The following is a 20,892-nucleotide window of genomic DNA, read 5'->3' on the forward strand; positions in this document are numbered from 1 at the left end:
GCGGCCCATGCGCAAGATGCTTCTGATCCCCGCCCTTGGCCTGCTCGCCGCCTGCGAAACGGTGGCGCCGGTGCAGGGCACTGGTTTCAACACGCCGGAATACCAGGCGCAGCGCGAGGCACAGCTTGCCGGGCAGGGGTACGGCGGAAATCCGTTGCTGCCCCCCGAGGATGTGTCGCAGCAGCCGTTGTCCGCGCAGGGTGCGACGGGCGACAGCGCTGCCGACATCGCCAACCAGACCGCCGCCGCCCTGGCCAGCACTTCGGGTCAGGCCGCACCTGTCAGCGCCGCACCAGCGGCCAACAATACCGGCATCTCGGATGAACAGGATTTTGCCGCCGTCTCTAACCGGCGCAGCATCGAATCCGACGCGGCGCGCATCGAACAGAACCGCCAGACCTATGAGGTCGTCGCCCCCACAGCGGTGCCGGAGCGCGGCTCGGATGGTCAGCCAAATATCGTGCAATATGCGCTGAGCACCTCGAACCCGGTTGGCACGCCGGTCTATAGCCGCGCGGGCTTCAACCTCGAAGCCAAAGCAGAACGCAACTGCGCTCAGTTCCCGTCACCCGATCAGGCCCAGATCGAATTCCTGTCCAGTGGCGGCCCGCAACGCGACCGCAAAGGGCTTGACCCGGACGGCGACGGTTATGCCTGCGGTTGGGATCCGAGCCCGTTCCGAAGTGCCGTCAATAACTGAGTCTCTGACACCGGTCTGGCACCCGTCGCCCAATTTCGGACCACGCCGGGATGGGCTGCTGCCTTCGCTCATCGTCTTGCACTACACTGCGATGGACAGCGCAGCAGCCGCCTTGGAACGCTTGTGCGATCCTGTCCACGAGGTTTCGGCCCATTACCTGATCGGTGCAGATGGTAAGCTTTGGCAGATGGTCCGCGAGGAAGACCGCGCCTGGCATGCCGGGGCAGGGGAGTGGCACGGGCAGAGCGACATTAACTCCCGCTCAATCGGGATCGAGCTCGACAACGCCGGAATCCATCCCTTTTCTGAGCCCCAGCTGGCGGTACTCGAAGCGCTGCTCAAAGATGTCATGGCGCGCTGGAACATTGCGCCCGAGGGGGTTATCGGCCATTCCGACATGGCTCCGGGGCGCAAATTTGACCCTGGTCCTCGATTTGACTGGCAAAGGCTGGAACGACAGGACCTCGCAGCCAAACGTGGCGGCTCGCCTGTAACCCCCGAAGAATTCCGAGCCCTGGCCCAAGCCCGTGGCTACACCGCACCTGTTGATGACGCCACCCTGCTCGCAGCAACCCGCCTGCGCTATCGCCCCTGCGCTAAAGGCCCACTGGAAGCTGCCGACCTCACAGCACTTAGCTGATCCGCCCTTCTTCTGTTCAAAAATACCTCGGGGATGAATTGGCCGCAGGCCAAGAAGGGGCTGGCCCCTTTGCTTCGCCTCCACTCTTGACGCGACCTGATGCAGCGCATACCCACGCCTTCGCGCGGAGGGCCGGATGGCCGCTGGGGTCGCAAGGCGCCAGAGGAAAGTCCGGACTCCACAAGACAACGGTGCCGGGTAACGCCCGGGCGGGGCAACCCGACGGAAAGCGCCACAGAAATCAGACCGCCTGCGACTTCGGTCAAAGGTAAGGGTGAAACGGTGGGGTAAGAGCCCACCGCGCCCCTGGCAACAGGGGCGGCACGGCAAGCCCCACCGGGAGCAATGCCAAATAGGGTCCCCGCGCGGGCCGGTCGGCGTCAGCCGATACCGCCGCTAGGTATGTCCTGACCAAGAGGGACCGGGTTGGCAGCTAGAGCCGCGCAGCAATGCACGGCCCAGAGGAATGGTCATCGAAGGGGGTAACCCCGGAACAAGATCCGGCTTACAGGCCCTCCGCGCGTATCAGCCGATCAACTGCCCGGTGGTGTGTATGCTCCGGTCAATTTTGCGGCCTTCTTGGCGATGGCCGCGAAGTCTTTGGCCTTCCACGCGCGCACGGTGTGGATATTCGACACCGCGCCTGAGGCTGCAACCGCCATGCCAACCGCTACGGCATCCGTTCCATCCGGAACTTCACTGATGACAACGACGTCGTTTTCGCCGGTGGTCATGTAAAAGGCCAGCAGCTTGCCCCCGACCTTTTTTAACAGCGCCCTGACGGGTGCGGTGCGGTCTTTGGGCTTTTTCATCATGCCTTTGACGCCGTCTTCGGAATAGGATGCGTAGGTAATGAAAATGGGCATTGATACCTCCTGCAATGCAACGTGTTGAAGGACCCGTAATTTGGCCGGTCCATTGGCCGTCAAGTACGCCCGAGCGTACTGAGTTCTAAGCGGTCGCGATCAGCCAGATGCCCGCGACGATCAGTGCGAAACCGGTGATAGGGGCAAGCCACCACGCCCGCGGCAACAGCTTTTCCAACGCGACATAGATTGCGATCCCGGCGATCCAGTACAGATTCATGATCCCGCCCACGAACAGCAGGGCCATCAAGGCCCAGCAGCAACCCAGGCAATATGCCCCGTGCAGAGCGCCGACGCGGAACGCGCCGTAGCCTCCCGGTCGGTTATGCGCGGTCAGAAAATGGGTCGGACTTTGGCAGTGCCGCAGACAGGCTGTCTTCAGGCTCGAAAGCTGATAAGCGCCGGCTGCCAGCAGAACGCAGCCGGCAAAGCTGCGCGATCCGATCGTCATCATCGGACCGTCAGACAGGCCAATCCGCTCAAACCCCCATTGCGCCACGGTGGCGACAAGGCTGAACACGGCCCAGGCGACCAGATAACCGACCAAAAAACACAGGCTGAACCGCGCGGCGCGATCCTTCTCGGGTCCTGCGCGTTTCAGTGCAGTGTACAGCAGCACCGCAGGGGCGGCGCTGGGCGTCATCATGGCGACCATCATCACCCACCACATCAGAAAGATCAGTACGGTGTACGACAGGTCCCAAATTGGCGCGCCGCCCATCTGCATGGGTTGCCCGATCGGACCAGCCATGCGGGTCATCTCGACCGCGCTCATGTTCATCCCGATCCCGGCAATGGTGTACCAGGCGGACGCCAGGATGATCAGAAACACGCTGCCAAGGACGATGCCGCGATCCTGCCGCAACAACCGCTCGACCGGCCCGGCGCGGGGCGGGGTGGAGTGTAACGTCATGATGTGCCTCGGATCAGGCGCCCACGACACCGTGGCCAGATATATTCAGATGAGCCATATGCGCATGAGTTGCGTCAAAGTTCAGGCTTATCGCGCCGCCGGTGGTTTTCCCTGTGCCCGAGGCGGCCTCGGCATGGCGGTATTCGAATCCGTTCGGCAGTTGAATCGATGCACGATGCGGCGCGCCGGACACAATATGCGGTATCGGGCTGACTTCGACATCAAACAGACCCGACGCCTTGGCGTATCCTGACCGCTCATCTCGGTTCCAATCAAGCTCGATCGGAGCATACAGAGTTTCATGTTTGGTCGGGGCCATAGCGCTGTAGACATACCAGAATGTCGCCATCTCATCGGTGTCTTCACCGGTCATGATGGCCTGTAGCGCCGCACGCTGATCGGCGCTGGCGCTCTCGTCGATGATCAATTGCATCTGACCATTGCCCTCATGGATCGGTCCGGGCCAGTAATAGACCCCAGCCGCGCGCAACCCGCCCAGATCGGTGTCGCCATAGTGGCCGCTTTGAATATCGAATGCGACTACGGCCTCGCAATTGCCGTGTGTCGGTAGAACGCTGAACTGGCACGGACAGCCAAAGTTGCAGTTGCAATTGGCCAGCTCTTCGCCCTGAATAACCCATTCTGTCATGATGCCCCCCGGAAACGCTTTACAAAAAACGCTGCGCGATGCGGAAACAGCCTGTGATCAATGCCTCGGGGAACGAGCCTGAATTTGGCTTCTTGGAATAAAGCGCACACATATCACGAAATTACAATTCGTTCAAATGAACACAATTCGCGCGTGGCTGGAGTGCGTGATTTTGCCGGAACCGAGCGACCTGTATCGCCAGCCCCGATCAGATGGTATCCTGCGAAACCATACAGAATTTGTTCATTGGGAGGGTCACCATGAGTTTCATGAAAGCACTTGCATCCGTCGCGGTCGGATTTGCCGCTGCCAAAGGTTTGGAAAAGTACAAGCAGATGGGTGGCATGGCCGGTTTGCAGGACATGATGCAGGGCGCAGGGGGCGGGTTCGGCATGGACCAATTGGGCAAAATGGCCGAGCAGTTCGGAATGCCAGGTGGCGCGGGCGGATTGCAGGACATGATCGGCAAGCTTGGTATGGCAAACCCGGTTGGGGCAGCCGGTCTCGGCGGTCTGATGAATGCGATGCAGGGTGCTGCAAAAACCGGCAGTCAGCAAACCGTGGACATGATGGAAACCGTCTTTGGGGGAACTCCGGGCGGTGCCATGATGGAGGAGCAGGCCAAGTTGATGCTGCGCGCCATGATCCAGGCCGCCAAGGCAGATGGCGAGTTGGACGCGCATGAAAAGGAAACCATCCTGGGAGAGCTTGGGGACGACATCAGCGACGAGGAACGCGCCTTTGTTCAAGAACAGTTAGAGGCCCCGATCGACGTGATGGGTTTGGCCGCCGATTCTGGCGCGCCGCTCAAGACGCAGATCTACGCAACCTCGTTGGCGGCGATTCGTCTGGATAACCAACGCGAGGCCTCTTACCTGCACCAATTGGCCACGGCGCTGGGCTTGTCAGACGCTGAACGCGATCAGATTCACACCTATATGGGCGCACCGACCTTGTCGGCCTGATTTCCAGCGCAGCCCCGGCGCGAATGTCCTTGACATGGGCGGTGCAGGGCGTAAAAGCGCACGCTCAAGAGGATTCAACCGAAAGGCCCCTGCCTTTTCGGACGCAGGAGATAACCATGGCGAAGCCGACGACAATCAAGATCCGTCTGAACTCGACCGCGGGCACGGGCCACTTCTACGTGACCAAGAAAAACGCGCGCACCATGACCGAGAAAATGACCGTTCGTAAATACGACCCGGTTGCTCGGAAGCATGTTGAGTACAAAGAAGGCAAGATCAAGTAATCTGCTTTTTTGACGTGGAATGTAAAAAGGACTCTGCCGCCGGCAGGGTCCTTTTTTCTTGCGTGCCTGCCATTTCGTTGCTGGACGTGCCGAAATCGGGCCGTTGCAGTGGCGCATCAGCCCTACGGGTATTCTGATCCGGGGCGGCTTGCATTTTCGCGCTACCTACCGCTACGCTTGAGGTAACCGTTCCAAAATGTTGACCGCCATGAAAAAAATCATCTTGCCAGCTCTTGCTGTTTTGACCCTTTCGGCTTGTGACGACCCTTTCAACCGCGAAGGTGTCGGCTTTACCGGAATTGACGGCGAACCCCGCACCATCTCCGACGTGGAAGGCGCGGCGGCTTTTGTTCCTAGCGCAACCAATGTCCCGGCCGAGCTTGCCAAGTTACCAACGGTTCAAGTGACTTCTGACAAAACCGAGTTGGAAAAGCTGGCGGGCGTTGCGATCGACAATGGCGGGCGCAGCGATACCACAGCCGTGCAGCTGTCCGGCAGCGCGACAACCCTGTTCCTCAGCACCGTGTCGGTGAATGGGCAATTGTTCGGGGTTCTACGGACCCCCAACAACAGCACCAAAGTTGATAACTCGGTCGGATCCGTCTTCGGCGCCGAGACCGAGCGGTTCACCGGATGCCTGTCTGCCGGTCAGGTCTACCGCAAAGGCAGTTCTGAAAAGAGTTCAGGCTTCGCCGTTCCGCTAAACTGCAGCTAATAGACTTCTCTCTCAAGTCCAAAGCCCCCGCCGAATTTGGCGGGGGTTTTTGTTTGGCTTGCGACAAAGAAAAAGGGCGGACCCGTATGGCCCGCCCTTTGAACTTAAGTATTCCGGCCGCTTATTCGCGATTGCCAAACAGTTGCAGCAGGAACATGAACATGTTGATAAAGTCCAGATACAGGCTCAGCGCGCCCATGATCGCGGCCTTGCCCAACCATTCCTGATCTCCCGAGTGGGCCATTTGCAGATAGGTGGTCTTGATGTTCTGCGTGTCATAGGCTGTCAGACCGGCAAAGATCAGTACGCCCAGAACCGAGATGGCAAACGCCATCGCCGACGAGGCGATGAAGATATTAACGATCGAGGCAACGATCAGGCCGATCACACCCATGATCAGGAACGTGCCCATTGCGGACAGGTCTTTCTTGGTCGTGTAGCCATAAAGCGACAGACCCGCAAAGGCGATCGCAGTGATCAGAAACACCTGAATGATCGACTGGCCAGTGAAGACCAGGAAAATCCAGCTGATCGAAACGCCCATGACGGCGGCAAACACGTAGAACACGGTTTGTGCGGCCGCTGCCGACATGCGATTGATCCCGGCGCTGAAGCCAAAGACAAACAGCAGAGGGGCAAACATGATGACCCATTTCAGAGGCGACGCGAACAACGAGTAACCCAGCGATGTCAGATATTTGCCCTCGCTGAGCTGAGCTGCTGCCGCTGACGGATCGGTTGTCGTTGCCAGGCCCGAAATTGCCCAGGCCGCTGCAAAAGTGATCAGCATACCAACGGACATGGTGCCGTAGACTTTGTTCATATGGGCGCGAAGGCCCGCGTCAATCTCGGCAGCGCGCGCACCGGTCGCCGTCCGGATCGTGTCGAATTGTGCCATTAAAAGGGTCTCCCTTCATTCATCTGTTCCCGGCCCGCGTCTGCGGGCAGGTTTCCAAGCAAATATCGGAGAGTACGCCCTCTGTTTCAAGGGTTTTACGCTTAAAACTCAGCAAAACCATCAACAAAATCGGCAGGTCGCCCAATCCGGCGGCCTGCCAGTGCGACATGCACGATTAATACAGGTCCTTGAACCAGTTATCCGGCGCATCCCAGAACGGGCGGGCGGCTTCGGAATCTGCCTGGCGGCGGGTTACGCCGATGTCTTCAAGGGCCCGGCTATCCAAGCGCGCAAGCGTCCGGCGTTGCCGCGCCAGAGACAGAAAGTCCCGAATTCTCAGGCGACGAGTGGCAGGAACACCGCATTTGGACTGTGACAGCGCAATTTGGGTCATAATGATTGTCCTTTCGTGTTTGGGTGATGCCATTTCCGAATTGCATCAATTCTGTTGATCTATATGGCGGAGCATGGCACATTATTAAAACGAATGTTTTTGATGGCACTCATAAGGAATCGTGAAGTTGAGAAATTTGGACATCACCACACTCAGATCCTTTGTCGCCGTGGCCGACCACGGCGGGGTCACCCGCGCGGCAGGGTTTCTGCACCTGACGCAATCCGCCGTGTCGATGCAGCTTAAGCGTCTTGAGGAGCTGCTGGACCTGGACCTGCTGGATCGCAGCGGACGGACCATCGCCCTGACGGCGTCGGGCGAGCAATTGCTGGCCTATGCCCGACGTATGATTGCTTTGAATGACGAGGTGATCTCGAAACTCACGGATCAGGCGTTCGAGGGTGAGGTGGTGCTGGGCGTGCCGCATGATATTGTCTATCCGGCGATCCCCCGGGTCTTGCAGAGGTTCAACGCGGATTTCCCCCGCGTCCGCGTGCAGTTGGTGTCTTCCTATACCGTGCAGTTGAAAGAGATGTTTCAGCGCGGCGAATGCGATCTGATCCTGACAACCGAAGCATCAGCTTCCGACGGATCTGAAACCATTGCCGAACTGCCGTTGCGGTGGATCGGCGCGCCGGGTGGATCGGCGTGGCGCAAGCGCCCGATCCCTCTGGCGCTTGGACGTCGTTGCATGTTCCGCCCACAGGTCATAGCCGCGCTGGATACGGCGGGCGTGTCCTGGGAATTGTCTGTCGAAACCGAAAACGACCGCACGATCGAGGCCACTGTCAGCGCCGATCTGGCGGTTCACGCCATGCTCGACGGCACCGAGGCTGCGCATCTTGAACAGATCGACTCGGGCGGCGCATTGCCCGAGCTTCCGGCGCACCGGATCAACCTTTACGGCGGTGATAGCAGCCGAAACCCGGTTGTGGACGCACTTGCGGCGCTGGTCCGCCAGAACTTCCTGATGCTTGGGGGCACACCGCTCAGGGCTGTGGCGGGGTGATGGTCACGGCGTGATCACGATCTTTCCGGTGGATCTACGCTCTTTCAGCAATTGCATCCCCTCTGCCACATCGGTCAGAGGCAGGACGTGGCTGATATGCGGTTTGATCCGGCCTTCGCCGTGCCAGCGAAACAAGGTCGAGAAACTGTCCTTTACGACCTCGGGCCGGAACCGCAGATAGCCGCCGATGTAGACGCCGATCACGGTCAGGTTCTTGACCAGTAGATGATTGGCAGGGATCTGGGGGACCTCTCCCCCAGCGAATCCGATCGGCAACAGACGACCTTCGGGATTGGTGGCGCGGAAGGCGGCCTTGAAGACATCGCCGCCAATCGCGTCATAGACTACATCAGCACCGCCAAGCGCCAAAACCTCCTCGCGCAGGTCTTCGTCGGCATCGATCAGATGATCGGCCCCGGCCTGTTGGGCGACGGCCAACTTATCTGACCCGCGCGCCTGCGCGACAACGGTTGCGCCCATCAGCTTGCCAATCTCGACGGCCGTCAGGCCGACACCGCCTGCGGCGCCGGTGACCAACAGCGTCTCACCAGGTTGCAGATGCGCACGATGTGCCAACGCAATGTGGCTGGTGCCGTAGGCGATCTGAATCGCCGCCGCATCCTCGTAGGGCATGGTGTCGGGTAAAGGAATCGCTCGCTCGGCATCAAAAATGCCATATTCGGCCAAACCACCCTGGCCGCAATAAACGGCGACTCTGTCGCCGGGTCTGAGGTCTGTGACATTGTTTCCAATTTCGTCAACAATGCCTGCAACCTCCATACCCAGGGTAAAGGGGGCTTCAGGCGTGTCCTGATAGGTTCCCTTCTGCATGAGAAGGTCGGCGAAATTCAAACCGCAGGCTTTGATCTGTACGCGAATCTGACCGGAATCTGGCCTGGGAAGCCCTGTGTTGCAAAGCTCTGCAGCGCTGCCTTTGGAATTTACGCGGTATGCAAGCATGTCGGCTCTCCGGTTCGTTGACCGCATAGGCCTGTCTGTTAGCGGGAATGTCAAATCGAAAGGCGCGCACGGTCGGGCGCCCAACTGACCGGGCGCCGAAGTGTTGCCAAATCAGAAACAAACCGGTGTCAGGCGTGCTTTGTACAACCGTAAACAACTATTCGTAATCCGGAATTCAACCCTGCTTGAAAAAATACAGGAATGCGTCAATATTGGTCACAGGTGCCGTTCGGGGGGCATGTTCCGCGTTAGGAAGTCCTTAAGCAGCGACCCGCTACGTTGGCGGGGCAGCATTCGTAGCGAGTTCCTGAACGGTTGTTTGAGTTAAAGAGGAGACTACCAATGACCCATCACGTCGATGTCCATGTGGGCAAACGCGTCCGGCATCGCCGCTGGCTGATTGGCATGACCCAACAGCAACTGGCGCAGCAGGTTGGCATCAAGTTTCAACAGATCCAGAAATACGAAACAGGGGCCAACCGGATCAGCGCGTCGCGCCTTTGGGACATTGCCGAGGCTTTGGAAGTTCCTGTCAGCTTTTTCTTCGAGGGTCTGGAGGAGGCCCAGAAGGACGAAGCGGACAAATCGTCGGTACCTGCTGATCTGATGGGTGATAAAGAGGCGCTGGACTTGGTCCGCTCTTACTATGCCATCCCGGAAAACCAGCGCCGCCGCCTGTTCGAACTGGCCCGTGTATTAAGCGAAGTTGCATAATCGAACCGGCTTGACAATGCGGGGCGGTGATTGCACGGGTAGGCCATGCAACACTCCCCTGCCAGCGACCTAGAAATTGCCGAAGAAATGGCCGACGCGGCGCGGGCGGCCATTCTGCCTTTTTTCCGACAGCCAAATCTGGAAGCCGACAACAAGCTTGAGGGCGGGTTTGATCCGGTGACCATTGCCGATCGCGAAGGCGAAAAGGCCATGCGCGCCGTTTTGGCGCGTCATCGGCCCAACGACGGTATTTTGGGCGAAGAATTTGGCGAAAGCTCCGGCTCAAGCGGGCGAACCTGGGTTCTGGATCCAATTGACGGAACGCGTGGCTTCATCAGCGGCACCCCGACTTGGGGTGTTCTGATCGCACTTGGAACAGCTGCGGGTCCGTTTCTGGGTGTGATTGATCAGCCATTTATCGGCGAAAGGTTTACCGGGGTCGATGGTATTGCCATTTCCAAAGGACCGGCTGGCACGACGCAGCTTGCAACACGCAAGACCCGATCAATTGAGGATGCGATTGTCTTCACCACCTTTCCCGAGGTTGGCACCAAGGCCGAAGCTGAGGCATTCCAAGCCGTTTCCCGAAACGCAAAGCTGACGCGTTATGGCATGGATTGTTATGCCTATGCGCTTTTGGCGGCCGGGCAGGTCGATCTGGTGATCGAGGCCGGTTTGCAATCTTACGATATTCAGGCCCCCATTGCCTTGATCCAAGCTGCAGGTGGTATTGTGACCGACTGGCAGGGCAATCCTGCGCATGGCGGCGGGCGCGCCTTGGCTGCGGCCAACGCCGAACTGCACGCCGCGGCGCTTGAGATTTTGCGGCACTACTGAACCCTGTTGCCGCCACTCCGATACCCGGCTAAAATGGACTTGGCTGGTTCTTGAGCCCGTTTTCCACCAGCTGCGCACTTCCATTGCATGAGACGGGCGAATGCAGGAGTGCAAAAATGCCCGAAATTCTGATCCGAAACGCCGATAGTATTCTGACTATGGATGATACCCGGCAGGAGTTGGCTCAGGCCGATCTGCTGATCCGGGATGGCCAGATCGTGCAGGTGGGCCACGGTCTTGAAACTACCGGTGAAATCCACGACGGAAGCGGGTGCGTCGTTACGCCGGGTTTGGTGAACACCCACCATCACCTGTACCAGACCCTGACCCGCGCCGTGCCCGGCGGTCAGGACGCTTTGCTGTTTGGCTGGCTCAAAACCCTTTATCCGATCTGGTCACGGCTCGGTCCGGAAGAGATGTTTGTCTCGGCCCAGATCGGTTTGGCCGAACTGGCCCTGTCGGGCTGTACGCTCAGTTCCGATCATCTCTACCTCTATCCCAACGGGTCGCGGCTGGACGATACGATCGCCGCAGCGGCAGAGGTTGGTCTGCGGTTCCATCCAACGCGCGGTGCCATGAGCATAGGCGAAAGCGCGGGCGGTCTGCCGCCCGACAGTCTGGTCGAGGCCGAACGCGCGATACTTGACGATATGATCCGTGTTGTCGATGCGTTCCACGATCCGTCCGAGGGGTCTATGTGTCGCGTCGGGCTTGCGCCGTGCTCGCCATTTTCGGTCAGTCAGGACCTGATGCGGGATGCCGCCCTTCTGGCGCGTGACAAAGGCGTGATGCTGCATACCCATCTGGCCGAGAATGATGAAGACATTGCGTATTCGCAGGCCCAGTTCGGGTGCCGCCCCGGCCAATATGCCGAGGATCTGGGCTGGACCGGAGAGGATGTCTGGCACGCTCATTGCGTGAAACTGAATGGGATTGAGATCGACCTGTTTGCCAAGACCGGGACCGGCGTGGCCCATTGCCCCTGTTCAAATTGTCGTCTCGGGTCCGGTATCGCCCCTGTGCGCGACATGCGCGATCAGGGTGTGAATGTCGGCCTCGGTGTCGACGGTTCGGCCAGCAACGACAGCGGAAACCTGATACATGAGGCGCGGCAAGCAATGCTGTTGCAGCGTGTCGCGCGCGGCGCTGATGCTATGTCCTCGCGCGAGGCGTTGGAGATTGCTACGCGTGGTGGCGCCGATGTCCTGAACCGACCCGATTGCGGACGGCTGATGCCCGGCAAGCGCGCTGATATCGCCATCTGGGATACGCAAGGGATCGAAAGCGCAGGCAGTTGGGACCCGGCGGCCCTGTTGTTGGCAGGGCCGACCCGCGTCAAACATCTGTTTGTCGAAGGGCGTCAGATCGTACGCGACGGTCAAATCACGACGATTGATCTGCCGCACATGATCAAGCGTCAGAACCGTTTGGCTCAGGCCCTACGAGGTTAGCGGTCAACGCGGTTCCCGCCGATCCAGACATCAGCCACGGCCCGATCGTCACCCATCATGATGGTCGGGAACACCACTTCCCAAAGGTCGTGTGCCGTGGCTTCGCGTTGCGCGATATCGGGTGTCGAGGCCAGATCGAGCACAACCAGATCGGCCTCCATCCCCGGGGCGACGTTGCCGATACTGTCCGCCATCCGCAGCGAGCGTGCAGATCCTACCGTGCCCAGCCACAGCAGCTGTGCCGGATGCAACGGCGTGCCGCGCAGCTGGCCGATCTCATAGGCCGCCGCCATCGTGCGCAGCATCGAGAAACTGGACCCGCCGCCTGTATCCGTGGCCAGCCCGACCCGGTGACCGCTGCGCATCAGGCCGTCCATATCGAACAGGCCAGAGCCGATGAAGGTATTTGAGGTGGGGCAGTGGATCAGGGCCGCGTCAACTTCGCGCAACCTGTCGCGTTCGCGCGCTTCCAGATGGATGGCGTGACCGTAAAGTCCGTTTTTCCCGAGCAGACCAAACTGCTCGTAGGTGTCCAGATAATCGCGCGCATTCGGGAACAGGGACCGGACCCACTCAATCTCGTCGGTCTGCTCACTCAGATGCGTCTGCATCAGACAATGCGGGTATTCGGCCCACAAAGCGCCCATCGCCTCAAGCTGTTCGGGGGTTGAGGTGGGGGAAAACCGGGGCGTGATGGCATAAGACAGCCGGTCAATCCCGTGCCATTTTTCCAACAGGGCCTGGGACTGATCATAGGCTGTCTGGGCGGTGTCTTGCAGGCCGTCAGGCGCGTTGCGGTCCATGCAGGTCTTGCCCGCGACAACGCGCTGACCCCGCGCTTGCGCGGCGGAGAAAAAGGCCTCAACACTTTCGGGATGGATTGTGCAAAAGCTGCACATTGTCGTCGTGCCATGCGACGCTGTCAGGTCAAGATAGCGGTTAGCGATTTCGGCAGCATAGGCTGGGTCGCTGAACTTCATCTCTTCGGGGAATGTATAGCTGTTCAGCCAGTCGATCAGGCGTTTGCCCCAACTGGCGATCATCGCGGTCTGCGGATAATGCACATGCGGATCAACGAACCCGGCCATGATCAGGTGCTGCCCATAGTCTTTGACCAGCGCGTCCGGATATGTCTGCGACAACTCTGCAGCAGACCCCAGCGCTGCAACGCGCCCGTCCTGAACCACCACCGCTTCGTGTGTTTTTGCGGCCTCGGTCGGTTCCGTTTCGAAGGGTGAGCCATCAAAGCTCAGAACGCGCCCTTTCAAAAGCGACTGTTGCGCCATGTCGTGCTTACTCCACCCAAATTGTTGCCGCGCCACAGCATAGTGAGGCGAAACTTGCGGGTAAATTGGCGCATTGTCATTGTTTTCCGGTAGCTGCTTCTTCTATTTGTACGCCAATCGACAGGATAGGGGGCAGCGCATGACCACAGGCATTGACGAGGCCAAGCCGGAGCAACACGGCGATGAAGACGCCTATGCGCTGGACCGCCGAACCGTCGCGGCGATCCTGTATGCGGTTGACGTAGAAGATCGCGACAAGCTGATCGAGTTGATGGATCCGCTGCACCCGGCGGATATTGCTGACCTTCTGGAGCAGATCAACCCTTATGACCGGACGCGACTGATCCGGCTGTTCGACAAGGAATTCGACGGGGATATTCTGTCGGAGCTGGATGAAGCTGTCCGCGAAGAGGTCATCAACGTCCTGCGCCCCGACGTTCTGGCCGAAGCCGTCCGCGAGATGGAAAGCGACGATGTAGTCGATCTGCTCGAGGATCTGGAAGAGCCACAGCAGGAAACAATTCTGGACGCGCTGGAGGATTCCGAGCGTCATGCAGCCGAGCAGGCGCTGTCCTATCCCGAGAACTCGGCCGGTCGCCTCATGCAGCGCGAGGTTGTCATGGCGCCCGAGCATTGGACGGTGGGGCAGGCGATCGACTTCATGCGCGCCAACGATGATCTGCCGGAACAGTTCTATCACGTGGTGCTAGTCGACCCCCGGCTGAAGCCCATGGCGCAAGTCGCGTTGGGCAAGCTGATGGCCACGCGGCGAGAACGGCAACTGACGGACATTGCCGACGAAGAGTTCCACACCATCCCGGTCGATCAGGATGAAGAGGACGTGGCCTATGCGTTCAACCAGTACCACCTGATTTCTGCGCCCGTGGTGGACGAGGATGGACGTCTGGTGGGTGTAATCACCATTGATGACGCCATGGTCGTTCTGGACGAGGAACACGAAGAAGACATCTTGCGCCTTGCCGGTGTCGGCGAAGAAAGCTCGATCTCGGACAGTGTTTCCGCGACCAGCAAGCGACGGCTACCATGGCTTGCGGTCAATCTTTGTACCGCCATCTGCGCCTCGCTGGTGATTTCACAGTTCGAGGCGGCGATCGATCAACTGGTTGCGCTGGCAATTCTGATGCCCATCGTTGCGTCGATGGGCGGCAATGCCGGAACCCAATCGCTGACGGTTGCCGTGCGCGCTCTGGCGACCCGCGACCTGACCGCAGCAAACGTCGCGCGCGTGATCCGACGCGAGTTGCTGGTCGGGCTGCTCAACGGTCTGTGTTTTGCGATTGTTCTGGGAACGGTCGGAATGATGTGGTTCGACTCTCCGATGCTGGGTGTCGTGATCGGGACCGCTTTGGTCGTGAACATGATCATCGCCGGGTTCGTGGGTACGGTAGTCCCGGTGGTGCTGGACCGTCTTGGTGCGGATCCGGCGCTGGCGTCGGGAACCTTTGTAACGACAACCACGGATGTCATGGGGTTCTTCATATTCCTTGGCCTTGCAAGCGTGGTGCTGTTGTGACCGATCTGACTGAAATCAAAGCTGCCGCGCGCAAGGCGGCCTTTGCCCGTCGCAAAGCGGCGTTTGACGCGCGCATGCCCGGCGCGGCTGGTCGCTTGTCCGAAGTTCTGGCGGGGCACCGTGGCGTCCCTCTGTCCGGTTACATGCCGATCCGAACCGAGATTGACCCGCTGGCCGCCATGGCCGAAGCAACGGCCTATGGTCCGGTCGGCGTGCCGGTCATTCAGGCCGCTGGGCAGGCGCTGAAGTTTTCCCGCTGGACGCCCGAGGGTGCATTGAAGGATGGCCCTTTCGGCGCAATGGTGCCCGAAGTCGACGACTATTTCGACCCAGAGATTCTGATTGTGCCTCTGGTCGCATTTGACACGCGGGGCGGTCGGCTGGGCTATGGCGGCGGGTTTTATGACCGCACGCTGGAGGGGCTGCGCGCCAAACGCCCAACCTTGGCCATCGGCTTTGCCTTTGACGCACAGGAAGCAAGCGACCTGCCGCTGGAGCCGACCGATCAACCGCTGAATATGGTGGTTACCGAAAGCCGGGTGCTGACCTTCTGAACTTGGTCAGGCCGGGTTCTTTTCGCGGAAATACTCCCAGGCATCCACTTCGCGACCGTCGGGCAGAATGCAAACACCGGTCTGACCGTTCTCGCCATCGCGAATTTCATACTTTGCACCGCTTTCGATGCAAAAGGTAGCGGCAGGGTTTGCCAACTCGGTCGATTGCTCGGGCACCGGGTCGCAAGCGGCAAGCGGTGCAAGAATGGCAACAGGGAAAAGAAAACGGTGCATGTAAGCCCTCCGATCGAAAGAATTTGGTCGTTTATGGCTACGGTTAAAGCACTTGTGCTTGTGGGATACCACACTTAGGACGGGTCGGATGAGGATATTGTTTCTAGGAGACGTCATGGGGCGCGCCGGTCGCGCCGCCGTGCAGCAGCATCTGCCGCGCCTGCGCGATGAGTGGCGGCTGGATTTCGTCGTAATCAACGGCGAGAACGCCTCGAACGGAATGGGGTTGTCGGGGGATCATGCAAAGCTGTTGCTGGATGCAGGGGCGGATTGTATAACGCTCGGTGATCATGCCTTCGATCAGAAGGACATGCTCCAATTCATCGAATCCGAGCCGCGTATCGTGCGGCCCGTCAACTTTGCCAAAGGTGCGCCGGGCCGGGGGCATCGCCTGTTCACCGCGCCCGGCGGTCGCAAGGTGCTGGTGGTTCAGGTGCTGGGGCAGGTGTTCATGAAACGCCCGTTTGACGACCCGTTCTCGGCCATCGAACCGATCCTGAAATCGCACCCGCGCGGGGGCCAGGCGCAGGCGATCATCGTCGACATGCATTGCGAGGCGACCTCCGAGAAGATGGCGATGGGGCACTATTGCGACAAGCGCGCCAGTCTGGTGGTGGGGACCCATACTCATGTGCCAACCGCGGATGCCCAGATTTTACCCGGTGGTACGGCCTATCTGACTGATGCGGGAATGTGCGGAGACTACGACTCGGTCATTGGAATGGACAAGCAGGAACCCATGCGCCGTTTCATAACAGGCATGCCCAAAGCGCGGTTCACGCCGGCCAATGGCGAAGCGACGCTGAGCGGCGTATTTGTTGAAACCGATGACCGCGACGGTCATGCCAAAAGCGTAAAAATGGTGCGTGTGGGCGGCCGTTTGCAGCAAGCCGAACCCTGACGCCCATGTCGGGCTTGCCCTGTTGCTCGCAATGGGGGACACTGGGAACAGGGCATATGTGCCAGGCCAGGGTTCGGACAGAATACCAAGAATGCAATTCCTTCACCTGACAGAAACGGGCAGCGCGATACTGGCGCTGGTGATCGTTGCGGGCATGTTCGTGATGTTCCTGCGCGAGGTCTACCCGACCGAGGTGGTCGCCATCGGTGGCGTCGCCCTGATGCTGATGACGGGCATTTTGCCTTATCAAAGTGCGCTGGCGGTGCTGTCGAACCCGGCGCCCTGGACCATCGCGGCGATGTTCATCATCATGGGGGCTCTGGTCCGGACAGGGGCGTTGGACGCCTTCACCTCAGTCGCGCAGAAACAGGCGCAGGTGAACCCGCGCATCGCCATTGCTCTGTTGATGGGATTTGTTATCGTCGCATCGGCGGTGGTGTCGAACACGCCCGTCGTTGTCGTCATGATCCCCGTTTTTGTTCAGATCGCGCGTACATTGAACGTACCGGCATCGAAGCTGCTGATCCCGCTGAGCTATGCGGCGATATTGGGCGGAACCCTGACGCTGATCGGCACTTCGACGAACCTGCTGGTCGATGGTGTGGCCCGGGCCGAAGGCATGGCCGCATTCACTATTTTCGAAGTCACGCCGCTGGGTATCGCTTTGGTGATCTACGGCATGGTCTACCTGCGTTTCATTGCCCCGCATCTGCTGCCGGAACGGGACAGCATGGCAACCATGCTGAGTGACCGGTCAAAGATGAAGTTTTTCACCGAGGCCGTCATTCCCCCCGACAGCAACCTGATCGGGCGTGAAGTGACCGGTGTGCAGTTATTCAAACGCCCCGGCGTCCGCTTGATCGACGTCGTGCGCGGCGATGAATCGCTGCGCCGCAACCTCAAGGGCGTAACGCTGAACGTAGGGGACCGCGTCGTCCTGCGAACCGAAATGACCGAGTTGCTGAGCCTGCAGACCAACAAGGAACTGAAACGGGTTGATCAAGTCTCGGCGGTCGAAACCAAGACGGTTGAGGTTCTGATCACGCCGGGATGCCGCATGGTTGGTCGCACGCTGGGCGCGATGCGCCTGCGTCGGCGTTATGGCGTCTACGTGTTGGCGGTGCATCGTCGGAACCAGAATATCGGACGGCAACTGGACGATCTGGTGGTTCGCGTGGGCGATACGTTATTGCTGGAGGGCGCGCCGGGAGACATTCAAAGGCTTGCCGCCGATATGGATATGGTCGATGTCTCTCAACCCTCGGCCCGGGCGTTTCGGCGCAGCCATGCCCCGATCGCAATCGGCGCCTTGGTCGGGATCGTGGCGCTGGCCGCGCTGGGTATCGCGCCGATCCTGTTGTTGTCCGTAGTGGCCGTTGCAGTTGTGCTGATGTCCCGGTGCATTGATGCGGACGAGGCGTTTTCCTTTGTCGAAGGCCGCCTGCTGGCGCTGATATTCGCGATGCTGGCCATCGGCGCGGCGCTGGGCGAATCCGGCGCGGTTTCTCTGATCGTCGAGGCCGTTGCCCCGGGCCTGAGCGCTCTGCCGCCCTTCCTGATCATCTGGGCTGTCTACCTGCTAACCTCGGTTCTGACCGAGCTTGTGTCAAACAACGCCGTGGCCGTTGTCGTAACGCCCATCGCGATCGGGCTTGCCGGGGCGGTCGGGATCGACCCGCGACCGCTGGTCGTGGCGGTGATGGTGGCCGCGTCGGCATCCTTTGCCACACCCATCGGGTACCAGACGAACATGATGGTCTATGGCCCTGGTGGGTATCGTTTCACCGATTTCCTGAAAGTTGGCGTACCACTGAACCTGACCGTTGGACTGCTGGCTTCGCTGTTGATCCCGCTGATCTGGCCGCTCTGAAATCGGCGCAGAACCGCTGGTTTCGCAGCGTCATTCTTGTAAACTCATAATAACTCACAATCTTTGATTCATGAATTTGCAAAAGGGGATTAACCCATGGCCAAGACAAAACAGACTGTGAGGTATACAGCCGTTTTTGCGACGGTAATTGGCACCACGGTCGCTGCCGGAACGATCGAAGGCACGGCCACGTATCGCGAACGCATCGCGGTGCTGCCCGAGACAACCTTGTATGTCGAACTTCAGGATGTATCCCGTGCAGATGCCCCCGCGATCACGCTGGCGTCGCAACGCTATGCTCTGACGGGTGTGCCAGCCCCGTTCTCGCTGACCTATGATGACGCGTTGATACAAGAGGGCGCGCGATACAGTGTCCGGGCGACGATTGCGCATGGCGACAAGATGTTGATGACCACGGATCAGACCTATCCGGTTCTGACAAACGGGGCCGGAACCGCGGCCGATCTTGTGCTGGTGCAAGCCAGCGGGGCCAGTGATCAGGGGTCAGCCATGCTTGAAAACAGCAAGTGGACAGCCGTTGGTATCAACGGCGAGGTCCTGAATGCCGAGCGGCAGCCGCAGATCGAATTTACCGAAGGCGGGGCGTTTGGTGGCACTGGTGGATGCAACCGCTTTACAGGGCAGGCCGAGATTTCCGGCAACGCGATTGAATTTCCCGACAACATGGCGGCGACGCTGATGGCGTGCCCACCGGCGCAGGAAGAGGTTGAACGGCAGTTTTTTGACGCCTTACAGCAAGTGACGACCTACGCAGTTGCAGGCGACAGTCTGGTGTTTCTGGACGGGGCAGGCGAACCCGTTCTCAAGTTCATCCGTACACCATAAGCACTGGCCATCACGCGACGGCCCGCGACCTGCCTGCGTTTCGGCCCGAAAAGATGCAACCGCCCAGGAAAGTACCCTCAAGTGCGTTGTATCCGTGGTAGCCACCACCGCCAAAGCCTGCGACTTCCCCGGCTGCAAACAGGCCGGGGACAACCTGACCGTCCAATCCAATCATCTGGCTGTCCAGATTGGTCTGCAATCCACCCAGCGTTTTGCGGGTCAGGACGTGCAGTTTGACTGCGATCAGCGGTCCGTTTGCCGGATCAAGGAATCGGTGCGGTTTGGCGGTCCGGATCAGCTTGTCGCCGCGATAGTTGCGCGCCGCAAGGATCGCCATCATCTGCGCGTCCTTTGAAAACGGATTGTCGACCTGAGAATCCCGCGCCTCGATCTGGGCGCGCAGATGCGCTTCGTCGATCAAACCGCCACCCAGATGGTTCATACCGTTCACCAACTCGGTCAGTGTATTGGCGACGATGAAATCCTCGCCTTTCTCCTTGAAGGCCTCGACCGGAGCGGTGGCTTTCGAGCCCGAGAGTATCCGCTGGCGGATCACTTCCTTCCAGCTGCCCGAGGTGAAATCCGGGTTTTGTTCCGACCCGGACAGGGCGAATTCCTTTTTGATCACCTTCTGCGTCAGGACAAACCAGCTGTATTCATAGCCGGTTTTCAGGATCTCCCGCAGCGTGCCCAGCGTGTCAAACCCCGGCAGGCACGGCGGTTGCAAGCGATTGCCACGGGCGTCAAACCACATCGAACTTGGACCGGGAAGGATGCGGATACCATGCGCGGGCCAGATCGGATCCCAGTTGCGCACCCCTTCGGTGTAATGCCACATGCGGTCGCCGTTGATGACATGACCCCCGGCCTTTTCGCTGATCGGGATCATCCGCCCATCGACGTGGAACGGAACACCCGCCACCATGTCTTGCGGCGGCTCACCCAGGCGATCGCGTGGCCAGCTTTTGCGCACCATCTCGAAATTTCCGCCAATTCCACCCGATGTGACGATGATCGAAGGCGCGTAGACCTCGAACTCGCCTACCTCATCGCGGTTGGTTTTGCCGCCGCGCTGGGCGTCATCCTCTGCTAGTACCTCACCGGACACGCCCTTGGCGCTGCCGTTTTGCATGATGATGTGGCTGACTTGATGGCGGAACTTCAGCTGGATCAGCCCGGCCTCTTCATGCTCTTTCACGCGGCGAATGAAATGTTCCAGCACACCCGGTCCGGTGCCCCATGTAATGTGAAAGCGTGGAACCGAATTTCCGTGTCCATCCGCATAAGATCCCCCGCGTTCCGCCCATCCAACCACCGGGAACCAGCGCAAGCCCATCTGATGCAGCCAGGGCCGCATTTCACCGGCTGCAAACTCGACATACGCCTCAGCCCATTTGCGCGGCCAGAGGTCCTCGTCCCGGTCGAATTGCGCGCTGCCCATCCAGTCGCGCAGGGCCAGCTCACGGCTGTCGCGAATGCCCATCCGGCGTTGTTCCGGCGTGTCGATCATGAACAACCCGCCCAGGCTCCAGAACGCCTGACCACCCAGAAAATGCCCGGGCTCCTGATCCAGAAGGATCACTTTCTTGCCGCGATCTCCCAGCTCTGCCGCTGCCGCCAGCCCGGCAAGGCCGCCACCCACGACAATCGCGTCCGCCGTGTTGTTGGTCAT

At 59.6% G+C, this 20,892-nt stretch carries 23 protein-coding genes and 1 other RNA gene; 15 read left to right on the plus strand and 9 right to left on the minus strand.

Annotation, left to right across the window (positions count from 1 at the left end):
* Positions 1–7 precede the first annotated feature (7 nt).
* From ACR0JA_RS08605 to rnpB, 3 genes are all read left to right on the plus strand, one after another.
* Positions 8–700, plus strand: a complete 693-nt coding sequence (locus ACR0JA_RS08605) for a hypothetical protein (RefSeq protein WP_480572777.1) — start codon at positions 8–10, stop codon at positions 698–700.
* Entirely contained in the window at positions 684–1,340 is a 657-nt protein-coding gene (locus ACR0JA_RS08610) for an N-acetylmuramoyl-L-alanine amidase (protein ID WP_480572779.1), read from the plus strand. Before ACR0JA_RS08605 ends, ACR0JA_RS08610 begins: the two co-directional genes overlap by 17 nt.
* A 124-nt stretch (positions 1,341–1,464) precedes the next feature.
* Positions 1,465–1,864, plus strand: an RNA gene (gene rnpB, locus ACR0JA_RS08615) — RNase P RNA component class A.
* A 9-nt stretch (positions 1,865–1,873) separates the two neighbouring features.
* Here rnpB and ACR0JA_RS08620 read toward each other — a convergent pair.
* The 3 genes from ACR0JA_RS08620 to ACR0JA_RS08630 form a co-directional block, all read right to left on the minus strand.
* A complete protein-coding gene (locus ACR0JA_RS08620; RefSeq protein ID WP_480572781.1) occupies positions 1,874–2,206 on the minus strand; it encodes a GYD domain-containing protein in 333 nt (110 codons plus the stop codon).
* 85 nt (positions 2,207–2,291) lie between these two features.
* The gene (locus tag ACR0JA_RS08625; RefSeq protein ID WP_480572783.1) at positions 2,292–3,119 is read right to left on the minus strand and encodes a DUF2182 domain-containing protein; all 828 of its coding nucleotides are present in this window, start codon (positions 3,117–3,119) and stop codon (positions 2,292–2,294) included.
* A 13-nt stretch (positions 3,120–3,132) separates the two neighbouring features.
* Complete coding sequence (locus ACR0JA_RS08630) at positions 3,133–3,768, minus strand: DUF1326 domain-containing protein (RefSeq protein WP_480572785.1); 636 nt, start codon at positions 3,766–3,768, stop codon at positions 3,133–3,135.
* A 260-nt stretch (positions 3,769–4,028) separates the two neighbouring features.
* On the opposite strand from ACR0JA_RS08630, the gene ACR0JA_RS08635 reads away from it, so the two are divergent.
* The 3 genes from ACR0JA_RS08635 to ACR0JA_RS08645 all read left to right on the plus strand — a co-directional run bounded on the left by ACR0JA_RS08635 (position 4,029) and on the right by ACR0JA_RS08645 (position 5,732).
* Positions 4,029–4,733, plus strand: coding sequence for a DUF533 domain-containing protein (locus tag ACR0JA_RS08635; protein WP_480572787.1), 705 nt, complete (start codon positions 4,029–4,031; stop codon positions 4,731–4,733).
* A 116-nt stretch (positions 4,734–4,849) separates the two neighbouring features.
* Positions 4,850–5,017, plus strand: a complete 168-nt coding sequence (gene rpmG, locus ACR0JA_RS08640; RefSeq protein WP_005630270.1) for a 50S ribosomal protein L33 — start codon at positions 4,850–4,852, stop codon at positions 5,015–5,017.
* Positions 5,018–5,225: 208 nt separating this feature from the next.
* On the plus strand, positions 5,226–5,732 hold the full coding sequence (locus ACR0JA_RS08645) for a hypothetical protein (protein WP_480572789.1): 507 nt from the start codon (positions 5,226–5,228) through the stop codon (positions 5,730–5,732).
* A gap of 121 nt (positions 5,733–5,853) precedes the next feature.
* Here the strand turns inward: ACR0JA_RS08645 and ACR0JA_RS08650 are convergent, their stop codons facing one another.
* The gene (locus ACR0JA_RS08650) at positions 5,854–6,630 is read right to left on the minus strand and encodes a Bax inhibitor-1/YccA family protein (RefSeq protein WP_480572791.1); all 777 of its coding nucleotides are present in this window, start codon (positions 6,628–6,630) and stop codon (positions 5,854–5,856) included.
* A 175-nt stretch (positions 6,631–6,805) separates the two neighbouring features.
* Positions 6,806–7,024, minus strand: coding sequence for a DUF1127 domain-containing protein (locus ACR0JA_RS08655; protein WP_480572792.1), 219 nt, complete (start codon positions 7,022–7,024; stop codon positions 6,806–6,808).
* 127 nt (positions 7,025–7,151) lie between these two features.
* On the opposite strand from ACR0JA_RS08655, the gene ACR0JA_RS08660 reads away from it, so the two are divergent.
* On the plus strand, positions 7,152–8,033 hold the full coding sequence (locus ACR0JA_RS08660) for a LysR family transcriptional regulator (protein WP_480572794.1): 882 nt from the start codon (positions 7,152–7,154) through the stop codon (positions 8,031–8,033).
* 3 nt (positions 8,034–8,036) lie between these two features.
* On the opposite strand, the gene ACR0JA_RS08665 is transcribed toward ACR0JA_RS08660, so the two are convergent.
* Positions 8,037–8,993, minus strand: coding sequence for an NADPH:quinone oxidoreductase family protein (locus tag ACR0JA_RS08665; protein WP_480572796.1), 957 nt, complete (start codon positions 8,991–8,993; stop codon positions 8,037–8,039).
* A gap of 342 nt (positions 8,994–9,335) precedes the next feature.
* Here ACR0JA_RS08665 and ACR0JA_RS08670 point away from each other — a divergent pair, with 342 nt between their 5' ends.
* The 3 genes from ACR0JA_RS08670 to ACR0JA_RS08680 all read left to right on the plus strand — a co-directional run bounded on the left by ACR0JA_RS08670 (position 9,336) and on the right by ACR0JA_RS08680 (position 11,995).
* Complete coding sequence (locus ACR0JA_RS08670) at positions 9,336–9,707, plus strand: helix-turn-helix domain-containing protein (RefSeq protein WP_480572798.1); 372 nt, start codon at positions 9,336–9,338, stop codon at positions 9,705–9,707.
* 45 nt (positions 9,708–9,752) lie between these two features.
* Positions 9,753–10,544, plus strand: coding sequence for a histidinol-phosphatase (gene hisN / locus ACR0JA_RS08675; protein WP_480572800.1), 792 nt, complete (start codon positions 9,753–9,755; stop codon positions 10,542–10,544).
* Between the two features lie 116 nt (positions 10,545–10,660).
* Positions 10,661–11,995 (plus strand): 8-oxoguanine deaminase, encoded by a 1,335-nt coding sequence (locus ACR0JA_RS08680; protein ID WP_480572802.1) that lies wholly within the window; start codon positions 10,661–10,663, stop codon positions 11,993–11,995.
* Here ACR0JA_RS08680 and guaD read toward each other — a convergent pair.
* A complete protein-coding gene (gene guaD, locus ACR0JA_RS08685) occupies positions 11,992–13,281 on the minus strand; it encodes a guanine deaminase (RefSeq protein WP_480572804.1) in 1,290 nt (429 codons plus the stop codon). The two genes, ACR0JA_RS08680 and guaD, sit on opposite strands and share 4 nt — an antisense overlap.
* 139 nt (positions 13,282–13,420) lie before the next feature.
* Between guaD and mgtE the strand changes: the two genes are divergently transcribed.
* Positions 13,421–14,815, plus strand: coding sequence for a magnesium transporter (mgtE, locus tag ACR0JA_RS08690; protein ID WP_480572806.1), 1,395 nt, complete (start codon positions 13,421–13,423; stop codon positions 14,813–14,815).
* Positions 14,812–15,369, plus strand: a complete 558-nt coding sequence (locus tag ACR0JA_RS08695; RefSeq protein ID WP_480572808.1) for a 5-formyltetrahydrofolate cyclo-ligase — start codon at positions 14,812–14,814, stop codon at positions 15,367–15,369. The genes mgtE and ACR0JA_RS08695 overlap by 4 nt, the downstream gene beginning before the upstream one ends.
* 6 nt (positions 15,370–15,375) lie before the next feature.
* Here the strand turns inward: ACR0JA_RS08695 and ACR0JA_RS08700 are convergent, their stop codons facing one another.
* The gene (locus ACR0JA_RS08700; RefSeq protein WP_480572810.1) at positions 15,376–15,603 is read right to left on the minus strand and encodes a putative hemolysin; all 228 of its coding nucleotides are present in this window, start codon (positions 15,601–15,603) and stop codon (positions 15,376–15,378) included.
* Between the two features lie 88 nt (positions 15,604–15,691).
* Here ACR0JA_RS08700 and ACR0JA_RS08705 point away from each other — a divergent pair, with 88 nt between their 5' ends.
* The 3 genes from ACR0JA_RS08705 (at position 15,692) to ACR0JA_RS08715 (ending at position 19,220) form a co-directional block, all read left to right on the plus strand.
* The gene (locus ACR0JA_RS08705) at positions 15,692–16,504 is read left to right on the plus strand and encodes a TIGR00282 family metallophosphoesterase (RefSeq protein WP_480572812.1); all 813 of its coding nucleotides are present in this window, start codon (positions 15,692–15,694) and stop codon (positions 16,502–16,504) included.
* 91 nt (positions 16,505–16,595) lie between these two features.
* Positions 16,596–18,374 carry an SLC13 family permease gene (locus ACR0JA_RS08710; protein WP_480572814.1) on the plus strand — a complete coding sequence of 593 codons (1,779 nt, stop codon included), beginning with the start codon at positions 16,596–16,598 and terminating at the stop codon, positions 18,372–18,374.
* 96 nt (positions 18,375–18,470) lie between these two features.
* The gene (locus ACR0JA_RS08715) at positions 18,471–19,220 is read left to right on the plus strand and encodes a YbaY family lipoprotein (protein WP_480572816.1); all 750 of its coding nucleotides are present in this window, start codon (positions 18,471–18,473) and stop codon (positions 19,218–19,220) included.
* Positions 19,221–19,230: 10 nt separating this feature from the next.
* Here ACR0JA_RS08715 and ACR0JA_RS08720 read toward each other — a convergent pair whose 3' ends face one another.
* Positions 19,231–20,892, minus strand: coding sequence for an FAD-binding dehydrogenase (locus ACR0JA_RS08720; protein ID WP_480572818.1), 1,662 nt, complete (start codon positions 20,890–20,892; stop codon positions 19,231–19,233).

The sequence above is a fragment of the Ruegeria sp. AM4 genome (genome assembly GCF_056540665.1).

Coding starts and splice junctions, on each gene's coding strand:
- ACR0JA_RS08605 (WP_480572777.1), top strand. CDS start 8: ATGCGCAAGATGCTTCTGATCCCCGCCCTTGGCCTGCTCGCCGCCTGC.
- ACR0JA_RS08620 (WP_480572781.1), bottom strand. CDS start 2,206: ATGCCCATTTTCATTACCTACGCATCCTATTCCGAAGACGGCGTCAAA.
- ACR0JA_RS08625 (WP_480572783.1), bottom strand. CDS start 3,119: ATGACGTTACACTCCACCCCGCCCCGCGCCGGGCCGGTCGAGCGGTTG.
- ACR0JA_RS08630 (WP_480572785.1), bottom strand. CDS start 3,768: ATGACAGAATGGGTTATTCAGGGCGAAGAGCTGGCCAATTGCAACTGC.
- ACR0JA_RS08635 (WP_480572787.1), top strand. CDS start 4,029: ATGAGTTTCATGAAAGCACTTGCATCCGTCGCGGTCGGATTTGCCGCT.
- rpmG (WP_005630270.1), top strand. CDS start 4,850: ATGGCGAAGCCGACGACAATCAAGATCCGTCTGAACTCGACCGCGGGC.
- ACR0JA_RS08645 (WP_480572789.1), top strand. CDS start 5,226: ATGAAAAAAATCATCTTGCCAGCTCTTGCTGTTTTGACCCTTTCGGCT.
- ACR0JA_RS08650 (WP_480572791.1), bottom strand. CDS start 6,630: ATGGCACAATTCGACACGATCCGGACGGCGACCGGTGCGCGCGCTGCC.
- ACR0JA_RS08655 (WP_480572792.1), bottom strand. CDS start 7,024: ATGACCCAAATTGCGCTGTCACAGTCCAAATGCGGTGTTCCTGCCACT.
- ACR0JA_RS08665 (WP_480572796.1), bottom strand. CDS start 8,993: ATGCTTGCATACCGCGTAAATTCCAAAGGCAGCGCTGCAGAGCTTTGC.
- ACR0JA_RS08670 (WP_480572798.1), top strand. CDS start 9,336: ATGACCCATCACGTCGATGTCCATGTGGGCAAACGCGTCCGGCATCGC.
- hisN (WP_480572800.1), top strand. CDS start 9,753: ATGCAACACTCCCCTGCCAGCGACCTAGAAATTGCCGAAGAAATGGCC.
- ACR0JA_RS08680 (WP_480572802.1), top strand. CDS start 10,661: ATGCCCGAAATTCTGATCCGAAACGCCGATAGTATTCTGACTATGGAT.
- guaD (WP_480572804.1), bottom strand. CDS start 13,281: ATGGCGCAACAGTCGCTTTTGAAAGGGCGCGTTCTGAGCTTTGATGGC.
- mgtE (WP_480572806.1), top strand. CDS start 13,421: ATGACCACAGGCATTGACGAGGCCAAGCCGGAGCAACACGGCGATGAA.
- ACR0JA_RS08700 (WP_480572810.1), bottom strand. CDS start 15,603: ATGCACCGTTTTCTTTTCCCTGTTGCCATTCTTGCACCGCTTGCCGCT.
- ACR0JA_RS08705 (WP_480572812.1), top strand. CDS start 15,692: ATGAGGATATTGTTTCTAGGAGACGTCATGGGGCGCGCCGGTCGCGCC.
- ACR0JA_RS08710 (WP_480572814.1), top strand. CDS start 16,596: ATGCAATTCCTTCACCTGACAGAAACGGGCAGCGCGATACTGGCGCTG.
- ACR0JA_RS08715 (WP_480572816.1), top strand. CDS start 18,471: ATGGCCAAGACAAAACAGACTGTGAGGTATACAGCCGTTTTTGCGACG.
- ACR0JA_RS08720 (WP_480572818.1), bottom strand. CDS start 20,892: ATGACCAACAACACGGCGGACGCGATTGTCGTGGGTGGCGGCCTTGCC.